Annotated in this window: 17 protein-coding genes and 1 riboswitch; of the genes, 6 read left to right on the top strand and 11 right to left on the bottom strand. The window is 73.5% G+C overall.

The annotated features are described in order from the left end of the window. Positions 1-295: 295 nt before the first annotated feature. Positions 296-529: a hypothetical protein gene (locus tag EJG53_RS21105; protein WP_174856436.1), complete on the bottom strand. Its 234-nt coding sequence runs from the start codon at positions 527-529 to the stop codon at positions 296-298. A gap of 294 nt (positions 530-823) precedes the next feature. Here EJG53_RS21105 and cbiE point away from each other — a divergent pair, with 294 nt between their 5' ends. The 3 genes from cbiE to EJG53_RS21120 are packed head-to-tail and all read left to right on the top strand — an operon-like array spanning position 824 to position 3,619. Further along, on the top strand, positions 824-2,203 hold the full coding sequence (cbiE, locus tag EJG53_RS21110; RefSeq protein WP_125046126.1) for a precorrin-6y C5,15-methyltransferase (decarboxylating) subunit CbiE: 1,380 nt from the start codon (positions 824-826) through the stop codon (positions 2,201-2,203). Beyond that, entirely contained in the window at positions 2,200-2,985 is a 786-nt protein-coding gene (gene cobM / locus EJG53_RS21115; protein ID WP_125046127.1) for a precorrin-4 C(11)-methyltransferase, read from the top strand. The genes cbiE and cobM overlap by 4 nt, the downstream gene beginning before the upstream one ends. A gap of 40 nt (positions 2,986-3,025) precedes the next feature. Continuing rightward, positions 3,026-3,619 carry a cysteine hydrolase family protein gene (locus EJG53_RS21120; RefSeq protein ID WP_125046128.1) on the top strand — a complete coding sequence of 198 codons (594 nt, stop codon included), beginning with the start codon at positions 3,026-3,028 and terminating at the stop codon, positions 3,617-3,619. A 32-nt stretch (positions 3,620-3,651) separates the two neighbouring features. Here EJG53_RS21120 and EJG53_RS21125 read toward each other — a convergent pair whose 3' ends face one another. Continuing rightward, positions 3,652-4,821 (bottom strand): cobalt-precorrin-5B (C(1))-methyltransferase, encoded by a 1,170-nt coding sequence (locus EJG53_RS21125; protein ID WP_125046129.1) that lies wholly within the window; start codon positions 4,819-4,821, stop codon positions 3,652-3,654. Positions 4,822-4,838: 17 nt separating this feature from the next. On the opposite strand from EJG53_RS21125, the gene EJG53_RS21130 reads away from it, so the two are divergent. Further along, the gene (locus tag EJG53_RS21130) at positions 4,839-5,606 is read left to right on the top strand and encodes a cobalt-precorrin-6A reductase (protein ID WP_125046130.1); all 768 of its coding nucleotides are present in this window, start codon (positions 4,839-4,841) and stop codon (positions 5,604-5,606) included. Here the strand turns inward: EJG53_RS21130 and EJG53_RS21135 are convergent. From EJG53_RS21135 to EJG53_RS21155, 5 genes are all read right to left on the bottom strand, one after another. After that, a complete protein-coding gene (locus EJG53_RS21135; protein ID WP_125046131.1) occupies positions 5,576-6,238 on the bottom strand; it encodes a TetR/AcrR family transcriptional regulator in 663 nt (220 codons plus the stop codon). The genes EJG53_RS21130 and EJG53_RS21135 overlap by 31 nt on opposite strands. 45 nt (positions 6,239-6,283) lie before the next feature. Continuing rightward, on the bottom strand, positions 6,284-7,051 hold the full coding sequence (locus tag EJG53_RS21140; RefSeq protein WP_125046132.1) for a quinone oxidoreductase family protein: 768 nt from the start codon (positions 7,049-7,051) through the stop codon (positions 6,284-6,286). Next, positions 7,030-7,227, bottom strand: coding sequence for a hypothetical protein (locus tag EJG53_RS21145; RefSeq protein ID WP_125046133.1), 198 nt, complete (start codon positions 7,225-7,227; stop codon positions 7,030-7,032). Before EJG53_RS21145 ends, EJG53_RS21140 begins: the two co-directional genes overlap by 22 nt. A gap of 102 nt (positions 7,228-7,329) precedes the next feature. Continuing rightward, positions 7,330-8,664, bottom strand: coding sequence for a hypothetical protein (locus EJG53_RS21150; RefSeq protein ID WP_174856437.1), 1,335 nt, complete (start codon positions 8,662-8,664; stop codon positions 7,330-7,332). A gap of 25 nt (positions 8,665-8,689) precedes the next feature. Next, positions 8,690-9,157 (bottom strand): LOG family protein, encoded by a 468-nt coding sequence (locus EJG53_RS21155; protein WP_125046134.1) that lies wholly within the window; start codon positions 9,155-9,157, stop codon positions 8,690-8,692. Positions 9,158-9,220: 63 nt separating this feature from the next. Between EJG53_RS21155 and EJG53_RS21160 the strand changes: the two genes are divergently transcribed. Beyond that, positions 9,221-9,670 carry a hypothetical protein gene (locus tag EJG53_RS21160; protein WP_244955259.1) on the top strand — a complete coding sequence of 150 codons (450 nt, stop codon included), beginning with the start codon at positions 9,221-9,223 and terminating at the stop codon, positions 9,668-9,670. A 27-nt stretch (positions 9,671-9,697) separates the two neighbouring features. After that, positions 9,698-10,165 carry a glycine-rich domain-containing protein gene (locus tag EJG53_RS21165; protein ID WP_125046135.1) on the top strand — a complete coding sequence of 156 codons (468 nt, stop codon included), beginning with the start codon at positions 9,698-9,700 and terminating at the stop codon, positions 10,163-10,165. A gap of 106 nt (positions 10,166-10,271) precedes the next feature. On the opposite strand, the gene EJG53_RS21170 is transcribed toward EJG53_RS21165, so the two are convergent. The 4 genes from EJG53_RS21170 to cobG form a co-directional block, all read right to left on the bottom strand. Beyond that, a complete protein-coding gene (locus EJG53_RS21170; RefSeq protein ID WP_125046136.1) occupies positions 10,272-10,766 on the bottom strand; it encodes a hypothetical protein in 495 nt (164 codons plus the stop codon). Between the two features lie 289 nt (positions 10,767-11,055). Continuing rightward, the gene (locus EJG53_RS21175) at positions 11,056-12,594 is read right to left on the bottom strand and encodes a precorrin-2 C(20)-methyltransferase (protein WP_125046137.1); all 1,539 of its coding nucleotides are present in this window, start codon (positions 12,592-12,594) and stop codon (positions 11,056-11,058) included. After that, a complete protein-coding gene (locus tag EJG53_RS21180; RefSeq protein ID WP_125046138.1) occupies positions 12,591-13,223 on the bottom strand; it encodes a precorrin-8X methylmutase in 633 nt (210 codons plus the stop codon). The genes EJG53_RS21175 and EJG53_RS21180 overlap by 4 nt, the downstream gene beginning before the upstream one ends. Before the next feature lie 55 nt (positions 13,224-13,278). Continuing rightward, on the bottom strand, positions 13,279-14,820 hold the full coding sequence (gene cobG / locus EJG53_RS21185) for a precorrin-3B synthase (protein ID WP_244955260.1): 1,542 nt from the start codon (positions 14,818-14,820) through the stop codon (positions 13,279-13,281). Between the two features lie 117 nt (positions 14,821-14,937). Further along, a riboswitch (cobalamin riboswitch) is annotated at positions 14,938-15,010 on the top strand. The last annotated feature ends 17 nt before the right edge of the window (positions 15,011-15,027 follow it).

Here is a 15,027-nt window from a genome sequence, read left to right on the forward strand (position 1 = left end):
GTGCTGCGGCAGGTGTACTCCTTCATGTCCGTACGGGGGCGTCGCCACACCTGCACCACCGCTGCGCAGGCACCTCAAACCGTGGTGAGGGGCCTGCGCAGCGGTGGTGGGGGGGGCCTGTCCTGCCGAGGGGGCGGGGCGCAGCCGTCCGCCGACGGCAGGTCCGGTCCGGGCTCGGCGAGTTCTACGGACGCGGGTCCGCAGCTCCTCGCACCCGCCTCCTACGGTCCGTACGCCGCTCGCCGCCCGTGGCTCCTACGCCGCTCGCCGCACCCTCATTCCCCTCGCCGCCCCCTCACCGTTCCCGCCCCGTACACCGCAGCGCGGCCGCCAGCCGCCGTGCGACGTCGGGTGCGCAGCGGCCCAGTTCCACCAGCGGCCGTGGTGCGTCGGCCGCCAGCGACGGGCCGTCCAGGCCCAGTGACGGCAGGGTGATGCCCACTCCGGCCAGCGCGGCCTGGAGTTCGTCCCGCGCCGCCTCGGCGTCCGTGATGCTCTCGACCGCCGTCGTGCGTTCCACTGTGTCCATGATCGCAGCGCCTTCCCTCGGTGCCCGGTTCGTGCGTCACCGAACAGCATCGCCCGGTGACGTCACGATTACTAGGAGTAGCCAATTATGCGCCCGTGAAACGAATTCGGCGGGGGTTCCGCCGACCCCGCCCGTACCGGTGCCCGCAGCCCGCCGGTGAGGGCCGTGCACACTGCCTCTTACTCTGGAAACGCACCGACCGGGTGGTCCGCTCCCGGTTGACTTCCCGCGTCCACCGGACCCCGTCGTGCCGCCCCGTACGGCGGCCGACCCGAAGCCATGAGGTAACCGGCAGTGAGCCCCGCCCCGCCGCCCGCAGCGCCCGCGCCGGGTACTCCCGAACCGTCGCCCGCGGCCCCCGCGCCACGCGTCCCCGCCCGTGTCACCGTCGTCGGGATCGGCGCGGACGGCTGGGACGGGCTGCCGGCCGCCTCGCGCGAGGTGCTGCGGGGCGCGGGGGCGCTCGTCGGGGGCGCACGGCAGCTCGACCTGTTGCCCGCGGAGTGCGCGGGCGCGCGGATCCCGTGGCCGTCGCCGCTGCGGCCCGCCGTACCGGGGCTGCTCGCCGCGCACGCCGGACGCGAGGTGTGCGTCCTGGCCAGCGGGGACCCGATGTTCTACGGCATCGGGCGGACGCTCACCGAGGTGCTCGCCGAGGCGGGTGCCGCGCCGCCGCGCGTGCTGCCGCACCCGTCCTCCGTCTCGTACGCGTGCGCCCGGCTCGGCTGGCCCGTCGAGGACACCGAGGTCGTCACCGTCGTCGGCCGTCCCCTCGCGGGCCTGGCGGCCGCCCTGCACGACGGCCGCCGGCTGCTCGTCCTCTCCGCGGGCGCCGAGACCCCCGCCCAGGTCGCCGGGCTGCTGCGGGAGCGAGGTTTCGGCCCGACCCGGATGCGCGTACTGGAACAGCTCGGCGGCCCGCGCGAACGGCAGACGGAGGGCACGGCCGCGGACTGGCCGGCCCCGCCCGTCGCGGACGGCACCGACCCCCTCAACGTCATCGCCCTGGACTGCGCCCGCGCCCCGGAAGCCCTCCGGCTCTCCGCCGCCCCCGGCCTGCCGGACGACGCGTACGAGCACGACGGCCAGTTGACCAAGCGCCACGTACGCGCAGCCACCCTCGCCGCGCTGGCCCCCGCCCCCGGCGAACTGCTGTGGGACATCGGCGGCGGTTCCGGCTCCATCGGCATCGAGTGGATGCGTACGCATCGCACCTGCCGCGCCGTCGCCGTCGAGCGGGACGCCGTACGGTCCGGACGCATCACCCGCAACGCGGACGCGCTCGGCGTACCGGCCCTGCGCGTGGTCACCGGCCCCGCGCCCGGAGCGCTCGCCGGACTCCCGGCTCCGCACGCCGTGTTCATCGGCGGCGGCCTCACCGCGCCCGGCCTCCTGGAGGCGTGCTGGGCGGCGCTGCCGCCGGGCGGCCGGCTGGTCGCCAACACCGTCACGCTGGAGTCCGAGGCGCTGCTCGCCGAGTGGTACCGGCGGCACGGCGGCGACCTCGTACGGCTCGCGGTCGCGCACGCCGTACCGGTGGGCGGCTTCACCGGCTGGCGGCAGGCGATGCCGGTCACACAGTGGTCGGTGACGAAGCCCGCGGCCCCCGACGCTCCCGCCACCCCTTCCACCGCCACCCCCTCTGCCCCCTCTGCCCCAGGAGACGCACAGTGACCGTCCACTTCATCGGCGCCGGACCGGGCGCGGCCGACCTGATCACGCTGCGCGGCGCCCGCCTCCTGGCCCGCTGCGAGGTCTGCCTGTACGCGGGCAGCCTGGTGCCGCGCGAACTGCTGGACGAGTGCCCGCCCGGCGCCCGCCTGGTCGACACCGCGAACCTGGACCTCGACCAGATCACCGCCGAACTGGTCCGCGCCCACGAGGCCGGCCAGGACGTCGCCCGGCTGCACTCCGGCGACCCGTCCGTCTTCAGCGCCGTGGCCGAGCAGATGCGCCGCCTGGACGCGGCGGGCGTGCCGTACGAGGTCGTCCCCGGCGTCCCGGCGTTCGCCGCCGCCGCGGCCGCCCTCAAGCGCGAACTGACCGTCCCCACCGTCGGCCAGACCGTCATCCTCACCCGCGTCGCCCAGCAGGCCACCCCCATGCCCGAGGGCGAGGACCTGGCCACCCTGGGCCGCAGCGGCGCCCTCCTGGTCCTGCACCTCGCGGCCCGTTACGTGGACCGGGTCGTCGGCGAACTCCTGCCGCACTACGGCGCCGACTGCCCCGCCGCGGTCGTCGCGATGGCCTCCCGCCCCGACGAACTGGTGCTGCGCGGCACCCTCGCCGGCATCGCGGACCAGGTGAAGGCGGCGGGTGTGGTCCGTACGGCGGTGATCATGGTCGGTCGCACGCTGGGCGCCTCGCAGTTCCGCGACAGCCACCTGTACTCGACGGAGCGGGAGCGGGGATGCGCGGCGGGGACCGGGCAACTCCGCGCCGCACAAGCCGAATAACCGGTTGATCGGGTAGGGCGGACCCAGCAGGATCGGCCGGATGAACGCGATGCCGCAGCCCGAGCCCGTCGAAGCCCTGATCGTCGTCGACGTGCAGTCGGCCTTCTTCGCGGGCGAGGGCGCGGCGCCGCACGCGGCGGCCGTCCAGGAGCGCGCCGAGGACCTGGTCGGCCGGGCGCGGGCCGCCGGCGCGCTGATCGTCCACCTCCAGAACGACGGCGCGCCCGGGATGTCCGACGAGACGGGCACCCCTGGCTGGGAACTGCACCTGTCCGTCGAGCCCGGCCCGCGCGAGGTCGTGATCCGCAAGACGCTGGACGACGGCTTCCACGGAACCCCGCTGGGCGAGCTGCTCACCGAGTCCGGCGTACGGTCCCTCGTCGTCTGCGGCGTGATGTCCGAGATGTGCGTACTGGCGACCGCGCGGAGCGCCCTGGAGCGCGAGTACCGCGTCGTCCTGCCGCACGACGCGCACGGCACCTATGACGTACCGCCCGCGCCGGGCGAGACGGAGGGCGTCCCGGCGGCGATGGCCTCGCGCGTCGCGGAGTGGGCTCTCGGCGACGAGGTCGAGATCGTCGCGTACGCGAAGGACGTACCGTTCCAGGCGCCGCCGGGGCCGGACGCGGCGTAACGGAAAGCGGGCGTACGGCAGGCCCGTGTCGGTCACTCCCCGTCGCGCGGCCCCCGGGGTTCCGCCCGCCCCACCACGTTCCCCGCCCGGTCGATGCAGATCACGTCCACCGCGACCGGCGCGCCCCGCAGGACCGCCAGCGCTTCGTCGCGGGCCCTCATGGCGACCAGGTCCCCGAGCGGCACGCCGCGCGCCGTGCACAACTGGAGCGCGGCCAGCCCCGTATTGGCCACGGCGACCTCGTCAGCGAGCTCCGCATCCGCCCCGCCCTGCCGCGCCAGTTCCGCCAGGAACCCCTTGTCCACCTGCGAACGCGCCGAGTGCAGGTCCAGATGGCCCGCCGCCAGCTTGGACAGCTTCGCGAAGCCGCCGCAGACCGTCAGCCGCGGCACGGGATGCCGCCGTACGTACTTCAGCACCGCGCCCGCGAAGTCGCCCATGTCCAGCAGCGCGTCCTCCGGCAGGCCGTGTTCCGCGACGACGACCTTCTCCGAGGTCGAACCGGTGCATCCGGCCACATGCGTACGCCCCGCCGCACGCGCCACATCCACACCTCTGCGGATCGAGTCGATCCACGCCGAGCACGAGTACGGCACCACGATCCCGGTCGTCCCCAGGATCGACAGCCCTCCCAGGATGCCCAGCCGCGGATTCCACGTACTCCGCGCGATCTCCTCGCCATGATCGACCGACAGCTCGACCTCGACGTCCCCGTCGCCCCCGTACCGCCGCGCGACCTCCGCGACGTGCTCCCGCATCATCTGCCGCGGTACGGGATTGACCGCCGGCTCACCCACGTCCAGCGGCAGCCCCGGACGGGTGACCGTACCCACCCCCGGCCCCGCCTTGAACACCACGCCGCTGCCCGCCGGGAGCCGGCGCACGGTGGCCCGGACCAGCGCGCCGTGCGTGACGTCGGGATCGTCCCCCGCGTCTTTCACGACGGCCGCCATGGCCGTGGCGCGGTCCTCGGGCATCTCCTCGGCGGCGAGCGCGAACGCGGGTGTCTGCCCCTTCGGCAGGGTGATCGTCACCGGGTCCGGGAAGTCCCCGGTCAGCAGGGCCGTGTACGCGGCGGTCGTGGCCGCGGTCGCGCAGGCCCCGGTCGTCCAGCCGTGCCGCAGCCCGGTGTGCGCGAGCTGCGCCGTACGGCCGCCGGTGGCGCCTGCCGTACCGTTCGTGTCCGTACCTGCCTCACCCATGGAGAAGACCCCCTGCCATGAGCGTCCCCGCCGGAGCCGCACACGTTCCGCACGTCCTGATCCTCGGCGGCACGACCGAGGCCCGCCGGCTGGCCGCCGGACTGGCGGACCGGCGGCCCGGCCTGCGCGTCACCACATCCCTGGCCGGCCGGGTGGCCGCGCCCCGGCTCCCCGCCGGCGAGGTGCGGATCGGCGGATTCGGAGGCCCGGACGGCCTCGCGCACTGGCTGCGCGAGCACGCGGTGGACGCGCTCATCGACGCCACCCATCCCTTCGCCGGCACGATCAGTTTCAACGCGGCGCAGGCGGCCGCCACCGCCCATGTTCCCCTGCTCGCCCTCCGCAGGCCCGGCTGGGTCCCCGGCCCGGGCGACGACTGGCACCCGGTCGCCTCCCTCGAAGAGGCCGCCGCCGCTCTCCCGGCCCTCGGCCACCGCGTCTTCCTCACCACCGGCCGCATGGGCCTCGCCACCTTCGCCCACCTCACCGACCTCTGGTTCCTCGTCCGCTCCGTGGACGCCCCGGAACCTCCCCACCCGCCCCGCATGCTGACCGTCCTCGACCGGGGCCCCTTCACCCTCGAAGGCGAACGTGCCCTCCTCCGCGACCACCGCGTCGACGTCCTGGTGACGAAGGACAGCGGCGCGACGGCGACGGCCCCGAAGCTGGCGGCGGCGCGGGAGGCGGGGGTGCCGGTGGTGGTCGTCCAGAGGCCGGCGGTTCCGCACGGCGTACCGGTCGCCGAGACTCCGGATCAGGCGGTCGACTGGCTGCTGGCGCTGTGACCGCGTAGCGCACGGTGCCGCTCGCAGCCGGGCCGCCCGCCAGCTCCCGTACCCGTCCCCTGCCCCGTCCCCGTCCCCGTCCCGGAGAGCACAGCAGACACCACCTCCTCCGGAAACTCCGGCCCGAGACCGGAGTGGCCGAAGAGCGCCCGGAACACGATGGGCGCGGCGAACAGGTCCAGCACGAGGTCGACGTCGAGACCGGGCCGGAGGTCGCCGCGTTCCTGCGCCTTGCGCAGGATGACGACGCACGCTTCCCGGCGCGGCTGCCAGAACTCGGTGAGGAAGCGTTCCCGCAGTTCCGGGTCGTCCGCGAGATCGGCGACCAGCGCGCAGAGCACATGGCCGAAGGCCGGGTCGTCCATCGCGTCCCGGAGCGCTTCGAGATGCCCGACGATGTCGCAGTGGGTGCACCCGGTGTCGATCTCCACGACCCCGGCCCGGTCCCGCGCCATGGCCTCGACGACCAGGTGTTTCTGACTCGCCCAGCGCCGGCGGATGGCGGGCTTGGTGGTGCCCGCCCGCTGCGCGATGGCTTCCATCGTCAGAGCCGGGTAGCCGACCTCCCGTACGAGCTCGGACACCGCGGCCAGTACGGCGTGATCGATCCGCTCGTCCCGCCTGCGCGCCATCGAACTCTCCCGGGAACCGCACGCCCATCCTGTCGACCGGCAACCCTACCGGGGACGCAGGACGACCTTGCCGAACGCCTTTCCGTCCGCCACGTGCCGCAGTGCGGCGGCGGCCTCGGCGAGCGGGAAAACCTGATCCACCACGGCTGACAGCCGGCCCTCGCCCAGAAGCGCCACCACCCTCTTCCAAGAGCCTCGAAGCTCCTCCGGGGTCACCGAGTTGAGGCTGAACGCGTGCAGCGACAGCGACTTGTGGAAATCCCGCAGCAGCGGCGCGAAGGACTCCACTGAGGGAAGGCCACCGGCGGCGCCACAGATGACGTAACGCCCGTTCGGCCGCAGGAGTTCGAGATGCTGCCCCAGATCCGGGCCGGCGACCGTGTCCACCACGACATCGAAGCCCGCATCGGGAACGCCGGACCGGTTCCGGTCGACGACGTGCGCGGCGCCCAGCTCCCGCAGGCGCTCGCCGCGCGCCGAGGACGAGGTGACGACGGTGACCTCGGCTCCCCGCGCATGCGCGATCTGCGTGGCGAGCACCCCGATCCCGCCACCGGCCCCACGGACGAGCACCCGCTCCCCGGCAGCGGCCCCCACCCGCTGGAGCGCCAGCTCGGCGACCAGAGCGTTGACACCCAGCGCGACCACCTCGTCCGCACCGGCCCCCGGCGGGCTCGCGAGGACCATCTCGGCCTCGGCCACGCCCCTCTCGGCAAACCCGCCGAACCCCGGCAGCAACGCCAGAACCTGCTGCCCCACCAGCCCTTCGGACACCTCCGCCCCGACCGCCGTCACCCGCCCGACGACCTCCATCCCGGGCACCGCCCCCGCCCGGGAAACGCCGGGTACTCGCCGCGCAGCGTCATGACGTCCACATATCCGACGCCTGCGGCTTCGACGTCGATGAGGACTTGGGTGGGGGTGGGGGACGGGTCCGGGGTGTCGGTCACGGTGGTGTTTCCGGAAGATCCGGCGATGACTGCTTTCACTGTGCAGCTCCTTCACGTTGACGAGTGACCCGGTTAACGTTCCGATTCGGATCGGAACGTTATGTTGGGTCGCGCTGGCCGTCAAGGCTTCACCGCGCGGTTTCAGCACATGGTGAGAAGGTGGTCGTCCAGTTCTGCTACGAAGCGTTCGCCGTGCCAGGGGCGGAGGGCGTGACGGGCTCTGCGGAGGCGCAGGGCGGGGACTCGGCCACCGGTGGCTGAGATTTCGTCGGCGCAGGTGTGCAGGAGCGCGGTGCCTGCGGCGGGGTCGCCCGAGCGGATGCGGGCGAGTGCCTGGTCAGTGGTGATGATCGCGCGTTGCAGGCGGTCGCGGGGCCGGGTGAGAGCTGCTGCCGCGCCGGCGAAGTGGGTTTCGGCCGTTGCGGCGTCTCCGGTGTGGAGAGTGCACAGGCCCTCGAAGCCCCGGAGATGGGCGGAGGAGAATCCCGCGTTCGACGGGTCGTCCGTAGGCCCGTCGTCGATGTCGTACCGGGCCAGGGAGAGCGCGGTGAGCGCCTGGTGCCGATGGCCGGAGCGAGCGGCGATCTCGGCGTGCAGGGCGTGGGCGCGGCCGCGTACGGCGGGACTGTCTCCCGTTCGCGCGTCACGGACGGCGGCCTCCACGAGCGCGCGGGCGGCGTCGGTGCCGGGCGCGGAGTGGAGCGTGACGAGGGCGTGGCTCATGTGCACGACCGCGCGGCGCCATGTCGGGAGCCGGTCGGCGGCTTCCGTGGCTGCGGCGTACAGAGCACGCGACGCGGCGTCGTCGTGTGTCTCGAAGGCGATGCGGCCGGCGAGGGTGAAGGTCTGTGCCGCGACGGTGTGCAGCCCGGGGAGCAGCGGGGCCGGGACGTCGCGGGTCAGGAGGCGTCGACAGGTCTCGACGACGGGCGAGAGGAGCAGGTGAAGGCGTACGAAGGGGAGCGAGCCCACGTGCTGGTTCGCGGTGTCGACTGCGGCGTGGAGGGTGTCGAGCAGGCCGGCGTCGGTGCGGCCGGGGTCCGCGAGGGCCCCGGAGACCGTCGCCTGGGTGTGCGGGCCGAGGAGGGCGAGCAGGCTTCCGTTCCCGGTGGTCACCGTGCGGGTGACCACGGTGCGCAGGTCGGCCAGTTGCCGGTCGCTCTCTCCGTGGTGAGCCAGGGCGGTGAGGAGTTCGGCGAAGTCACTGCCGGGGCCGAGCTGCGGGGTGCCGTCGGGGCCGCGTGCGTAGAGGTGCGCCAGCAGGAGTTGGTAGTGGTGGCCGGGCCGGACGGGTGCGGCGGAGTTCTCCCAGCGGGCGACGCTGCGTTGCACGCCGGTGGTGGGGGCGGCGAGCGGGAGGCCCAGCCTCGTGGCGGTGCCGGTCAGGGCTCGGGCCAGACCGGCCAGGGACCAGCCGCGGGACCTGCGCAAGCGCTTCAGCGTGCGGGCGCCGACGGCCGTGTCACGCGTATTCATGGGCACATGATGCCCGCGCGGAGCCTCAAGTCGGCACGACGAGACGGGGTTTGCCCAGGGAGGCCGTATAGTCGAGAGTTTGCCAGGTACCCGACGCGCGGGTCATGTCGTGTTGCCCTTCGAGTGGGAAGCCGATGGTCAGATCGCTTCGGTCCACCATCCATCGATTACGTGCGTGGTAGGCGGCGGGGTGGAGTTCGGGAGCCTGTAGTTCCACGACTTCGGTGATACGGCTCCGGCACTGCGCAATGGCCTGTCGTGCCTCTTCCGGTTGTTGGGCGACGGTCACCGGCACCACCACGGTGATGGCGGAACGGGAGCGGGCTGCCAGCCACAGCAGGGCGAGGGAATCGATGCCTTTCGCGCCGCCGATGAAGAAGTGGGCCCGGGGGGCGGCGAAAGGGGCGAGGTAGGCGGAGAAGGCCGTCCTGTACCACTGGTCCGGGTGGTGGTCGGTGGAACGCGTACCGGTGATGGTGATGGATTCAGGCATGATCAACTCCGTGTCGCAGGTTGTCGTCTGCCGTGCCCGCCGTGGCGGAGCTGAAATCGGTGCATGGACACGAAAACATCGTCGTCGCGCGGTACGGCCGTCGGCAACGAGAACATCCGGATCGGTGCGGCGAGCCCGGACACGCCGCTCGTCTTCATCTACGACCGCAGCGCGACAAGGTCGCACAGTCTCCTGGATCTGCGCCTCGTCGGCTGCCAGAACTACGCCGCACGGTGGGGTTGGGAGGTGGCCGGTACATGGGTCGACTTCGGTGACCACGCCATCGGCGTCCAGCGGCCGCGATTCCGCGACCTCCTCGGCACCATGCGGCCGCAGGCGGAACGGCGGAAAGTGATCTGCCTGGTGCACAACTGGGGGCGGCTGGCCCAGGACCACGAAGTGCGTCTGCAACAGCAGAAGTTGGTCGCGGAGGCAGGTGGCTGTACGGCGACGACTTTCGACGAGTCGGACGAACAGCGGCGGGTAGTGCTGTCCGGCGTGGGCTGCTGGTAGGGGCGGAGCCACGTGGAGGGGAAGTCCATGGAAAACCCTGCTCGCGCGCTGCTGCCCGCAGCGGAATTCCTGGCCGTGAGCGACACCATCGCGACGGGGAACCGCGGAATGCCCCGGCTCACGGCGGAGCGCATTCTCGTACAGGCACTGGCATTCGTGGCGACGGCCGCCCGGTATCGGGGTGCGGCCATTGCGCCGTCCCGCGTCGTCGACGAGGGCTGGCACGCGCTGATTCTGCATACGAAGTCCTATGCCGCGCTGTGCGACCGGCTCGGCGGATTCGTCCACCATTACCCGCAGCCGCCGGAACCGCGACGCCAGCCGCAAACGGTCATCGACCGTACGACGGCGCTCATGGGGGAGGCCGGATTCGTCGTCGACGGGGAATTGTGGCGTACGCCTGCCGAAGAACTCGTGGTGGTGGCCGCCGACTGCGGGCACACGCCGCCCAGCAGCGTGCCGAGGCGGAAGAAGGCCGCTTGCCCCGGCCACTGAGGGGATTTGTCGTTCCCCCGCCGGAGGGCGGTGACAAGGACTGAATGAGTGGGCGGCCGGGCCCGGGCGCGGGTCCGGCCGCCACAACTCGTCGTTCTGCTCCGGCTCAGTCCCCCTGCCGCGTCAGCGCGAACACATGGCACTCCTCCGGGTCTCCGACCCTGGTGTAGAGGACCGGTTGGTTCTTCTCCTCGCCGATCCGCAGAGTGTGGATGGTGGTGCGTTCCAGCTCGGCGTCCAGGCGGTCGAAGGTGAGGGTGAGGGTGGTGTGGTCGGTGGAGAGGGACCAGGTGCCCTTGCCGAAGAGGCCGCCTTCGAGGGGGGCGTCGTTGACGGTCTGGTCGAGGGTGGTGTTCTTCGGCCAGCCCTGGGAGTTGAAGGTCTGGCCCAGTTTGCCGCCGAGGTCGCTGAGCTTGAGGTGGCCCTTCAGGGAGGACCAGGTGCCGTGGAGGTCCGTGGCGCGGTAGCGCGACGAGGGGGCCGGGCCGCAGCGTTTGTTTTCGGTGGCGCAGCCGGTGGCTGTGGCTGCTAGTAGGAGTGCCGTGGCGGTGGCGACGGCGGTGCGTAAGTGTGGGTGCTTGCTTCCGGATCTGCCGGTCATGTGGTGCTGTCCCCGTTTGTGTGCCCCGTTGAGCGGTCCGCCGGGTTGGCGGGGCCGCGCCGAGATTAGGTGATCGGCGGGAGGGGTGGTCCGGGGGTGGCTGGATTCGGCTGCTGGGTGGGGGTCTTTTGGCGGGTGTTCGACCGGAGGGAGCGGGGAGGACGGGGCGGCCGGGACAGGCGGGCCGGGGTGTGAGCCGGACCCACCCGCCGTGCGGGCCGGGGTGTTTGCCGGGCCCGCGCGACGTGCAGGCCGGGGTGTGGCCCGGCCCCGCCCGTCGCGCGAACTCTTACTTCTCCGGGTACCGCCGTGGCGTCCACACCGTGTCGCGGTCGGCATCCCCGCGGCGTACCGACTCCGTCTGGGAGGAGCCGATGAGGAGGATGGTGCGCATGTCGACCTCCTCGGGGTTCAGGTCGGACAGGGGGACGACGCGTACGGACTCCGTCGGGCCGCCGACGTCGCGGGCCATGACCACCGGGGTGTCGGGGGTGCGGTGCTCCAGGAGGAGTTCGCGGGCCTTGGCGACCTGCCAGGTGCGGGTGCGGGAGCCGGGGTTGTAGAGGGCCAGGGCCAGGTCGGCGGAGGCGGCCGCGTGGAGGCGGTCGGCGATGACTTCCCAGGGCTTGAGGCGGTCGGAGAGGGAGATGACCGCGTAGTCGTGGCCGAGGGGGGCGCCGGCGCGGGCGGCGGCCGCGTTGGCGGCGGTGACGCCGGGGAGGACCTGGACGGGGACGTCGCGGTAGGGCTCCTGCGCGGCCACTTCGAGGACGGCCGTCGCCATGGCGAAGATGCCGGGGTCGCCGCCGGAGACGACCGCGACCCGGCGGCCGCGGCGGGCCAGGTCCAGGGCGAGTTCGGCGCGCTCGGACTCGACCTTGTTGTCCGAGGCGTGGCGCTCCTGGCCGGGGCGTACGGGGACGCGGTCCAGGTAGGTGGTGTAGCCGACGAGGTCGGTGGCGGAGGCGAGGGCGCCGCGGGACTCGGGGGTGAGCCAGCGGGGGCCTGCCGGGCCGGTGCCGACGACCACGACCGAGCCTGTGACGGGGGCCGGGGGCGGGGTGGCGATGCGGCTGGGGACGACGGCCACCGAGAAGTACGGGACGGTGGACGGGTCGACCGAGGCCAGTGGTGCCGTGCGTTCACCGGGCATGGTGGCGCGTTCGACGTAGTCGGCCTCCGGGAGACGGCCGGAGTCGGTCAGGGCCTGGTGCACGGAGGGGAAGGTGCGGCCGAGCTTCATGACGACGGCGGCGTCGGTGGCGGCGAGGCGAGCGGTCAGTTCCTCGGTGGGGAGGGTGCCGGGGAGGATGGTGAGGACTTCGTCGGCTTCGCAGAGAGGTTTGCCGAGGCGGGCCGCGGCGGCGCTCACGGACGTGACGCCGGGGATGACCTCGGTCTCGTACCGGTCCGCCAGGCGCTGGTGCATGTGCTGGTACGAGCCGTAGAACAACGGGTCGCCCTCGGCGAGTACGGCGACCGTGCGGCCCGCGTCGAGGTGGGCGGCGAGGCGGGCGGCGGCCTCGGTGTAGAAGTCGTTGAGGGCGCCCCGGTAGCCGTCGGGGTGGTCCGTGGACTCCGTGGTGACCGGGTAGACCAGGCGTTCTTCGATGTGGTCCGGGCGGAGGTGGCGCTCGGCGATGGAGCGGGCGATCGAGCGGCCGTGCCGGGCGCTGTGGTACGCGATCACGTCGGCGGAGGAGATGACCTCGACGGCCCGAAGCGTCATCAGGTTCGGGTCGCCGGGGCCGAGGCCGACTCCGTACAGGCGGCCCGGGGCGGGGGAGGGCTGGCCGGCCCGGGGGCCGGTGAGGTGCTGCTCGGTCACTCTTCCACGCTCGCTATCGCGTTGATCGCCGCCGCGGCCATGGCGCTGCCGCCGCGCCGGCCGCGTACCACCAGGTGTTCCAGGCCCGCGGGGTGCTGGGCCAGCGCGTCCTTGGACTCGGCCGCGCCGATGAAGCCGACCGGGATGCCGATGACGGCGGCCGGGCGGGGCGCGCCCTCCTCGATCATCTCCAGGAGGCGGAAGAGGGCGGTGGGGGCGTTGCCGACGGCGACCACCGCGCCGTCCAGGCGGTCGCGCCACAGTTCGAGGGCGGCGGCGCTGCGGGTGGTGCCCATCCGCTCGGCCAGGTCCGGTACGGACGGGTCGGCGAGGGTGCAGAGCACCTCGTTGTCCGCGGGCAGCCGCTTGCGGGTGACGCCGCTGGCGACCATGTTGGCGTCGCAGAGGATGGGGGCGCCGTCCCGCAGCGCCTCGCTCGCCCGGGCGACGACCTTCGGGGAGTACGCCAGGTCGCGTACCAGGTCGGTCATGCCGCAGGCGTGGATCATGCGGACGGCGACCCTGCTGACGTCGTCGGGCAGGTCCGCGAGGTCCGCCTCGGCGCGGATGGTGGCGAAGGACTGGCGGTAGATCTCCGCGCCGTCCTTCTCGTAGTCGAACTCGCTCACTGTGTTTCGTTGCCCTCGGTCATGTCATCGGTCATGTCAGGTGTGCGGGTGGCCGTCATGGCGTGGTGCGGCCGGCCGCGCGGGCCGACGCGACGGCGTCGGCGAGGCGTCCGGGTTCGGTCAGGGGGACGGTGGCCGTGGCGGGCGCCGGGTGCCGGGTGCCCCGTACGGACACCTCGTAGGCGTCGCCGGTGGCGACGACATCGACCCACGCGCCGTGCGGGTGGCCGCAGCGGCGGGCGCAGCCCGACCAGTGGACGGGGAGGAGGCCGGGGTCCGGCCGGTGGGGGCCGGTGCCGTCCGCACCCGGGCCGGTGGTTTCCCCGTGTGCGTCCGTGCCGTCCTCGCGCAGGGCGGTCACGGCGTCCGCCCGTACGTCGGACAGGGACTTGGCGCAGCCGGGACGGCCGGTGCAGGCGCCGAGCCCGTACCAGGGGGAGGCCGGGTCGGTGACCAGGCCGGCCGTGGCCAGTTCGCGCAGCCGGGGGCCGGCCGCCTCGGGAGAGAGGCCGGGGAGGACCACGCCGCGCCAGGGTGTCATACGGAGTTCGCCGTACCCGTCCTGGGCCGCCACGTCGGCCAGCCGCCGCAACTGGGCGGTGGTGAGGCGGCCGAGGGGGGCGAGAAGGGAGAGGGCGGCCCGGGTGCCGTCGGGGGCGATGAGGATGCCGGGACGGGGCGGGCGGGGCGCGGTGGGCGTCGGGGGCGTGGCCGTCTCGTACGGCTGCGGTAGCCGGCTACGGAGGCGGGCGCGTACGGTCGCGGCGTCGTGTCCGGGCGGGAGTTCCCGGACGCGCCAGGAGCCGTTGCCGGCCTCGTGGGCGACGGAGAGAAACGCTTCCGCGGCCGTGCGGGCCGCGCGGGGGGCCGCGCTGTCGGGCAGGCGCAGGGCCTCGGTGTCGTCGCCGACGCGCAGCAGCGCCGTACCGCCGGGTTCTGCGACCAACGTCAGATCGCCGCCGAGCGCGGCCACGTCGCCGCGGCCGTCGTCCAGCGCGAAGAGGAAGCGGCCGGAGAGGGCGGGGGTCACGTCGCTCGCGCACAGCAGGCGGTCCAGCTCACGGGCCCACTCCTGGACGGCGGCACCGCCGTCGGCGCCCTGCCCGTCCAGGCCCGCGAGCGGGGAGGCGACGATGTTCCGGATGCGTTCGTGCTGGTCGGAGGGGAGGAGACCGGCGTCGCGCAGCAGGCCGGCGAGCGGTGCGGCGCAGGCGTCGCCCAGGCCGCGCAGCTCCACGTTGCCTCGGGAGGTGAGGGAGAGGTGGCCGTCGCCGAGGCGGTCCGCGGCGTCGGCGAGGGCACGGGTCTGAGGCGGCGTCAGGAGTCCGGCCGGGAGCCGGAGCCGGGCCAGGGAGCCGTCGGCGGCGGAGTGCAGCCGCAGCGCGCCGGGGCAGGCGTCCCCGCGGTCCCGTACGAGGGCGTCTCCGGGGCTCTGTACGTGGGCGTCCGCTCGGTCCTGTACCTGGGTGCCCTCAGCGCCTCGTACGGCGTCCCCGCCGTCCCGTCCGGGGTCTCCACGGTCCGGTGCGCAGGCGGCACCGCTGTCCCGTACGAGGGATTCGTCCCGGTGCGGGGGTATCGCGGGGGTGGGCGGCATGGCGGCGAGCATACCGACGATGGTCTGTACGGTCTCCCGCCCGCCGTTCGATCGCAGCCTCTACTATGCAGGTCGATGGGTCACCTGGCCCATCGGACGCCAGCGACGGCGCCAAGGGAGGAAGCCCGGTGGAAACCCGGCGCGGTCCCGCCACTGTGAGCCCGGCCACCGCCGGGCGAGCCAGGAACTCCCGCCGTCCGTGACACC

It is taken from the genome of Streptomyces chrestomyceticus JCM 4735 (assembly GCF_003865135.1).
Taxonomy (GTDB): domain Bacteria; phylum Actinomycetota; class Actinomycetes; order Streptomycetales; family Streptomycetaceae; genus Streptomyces; species Streptomyces chrestomyceticus.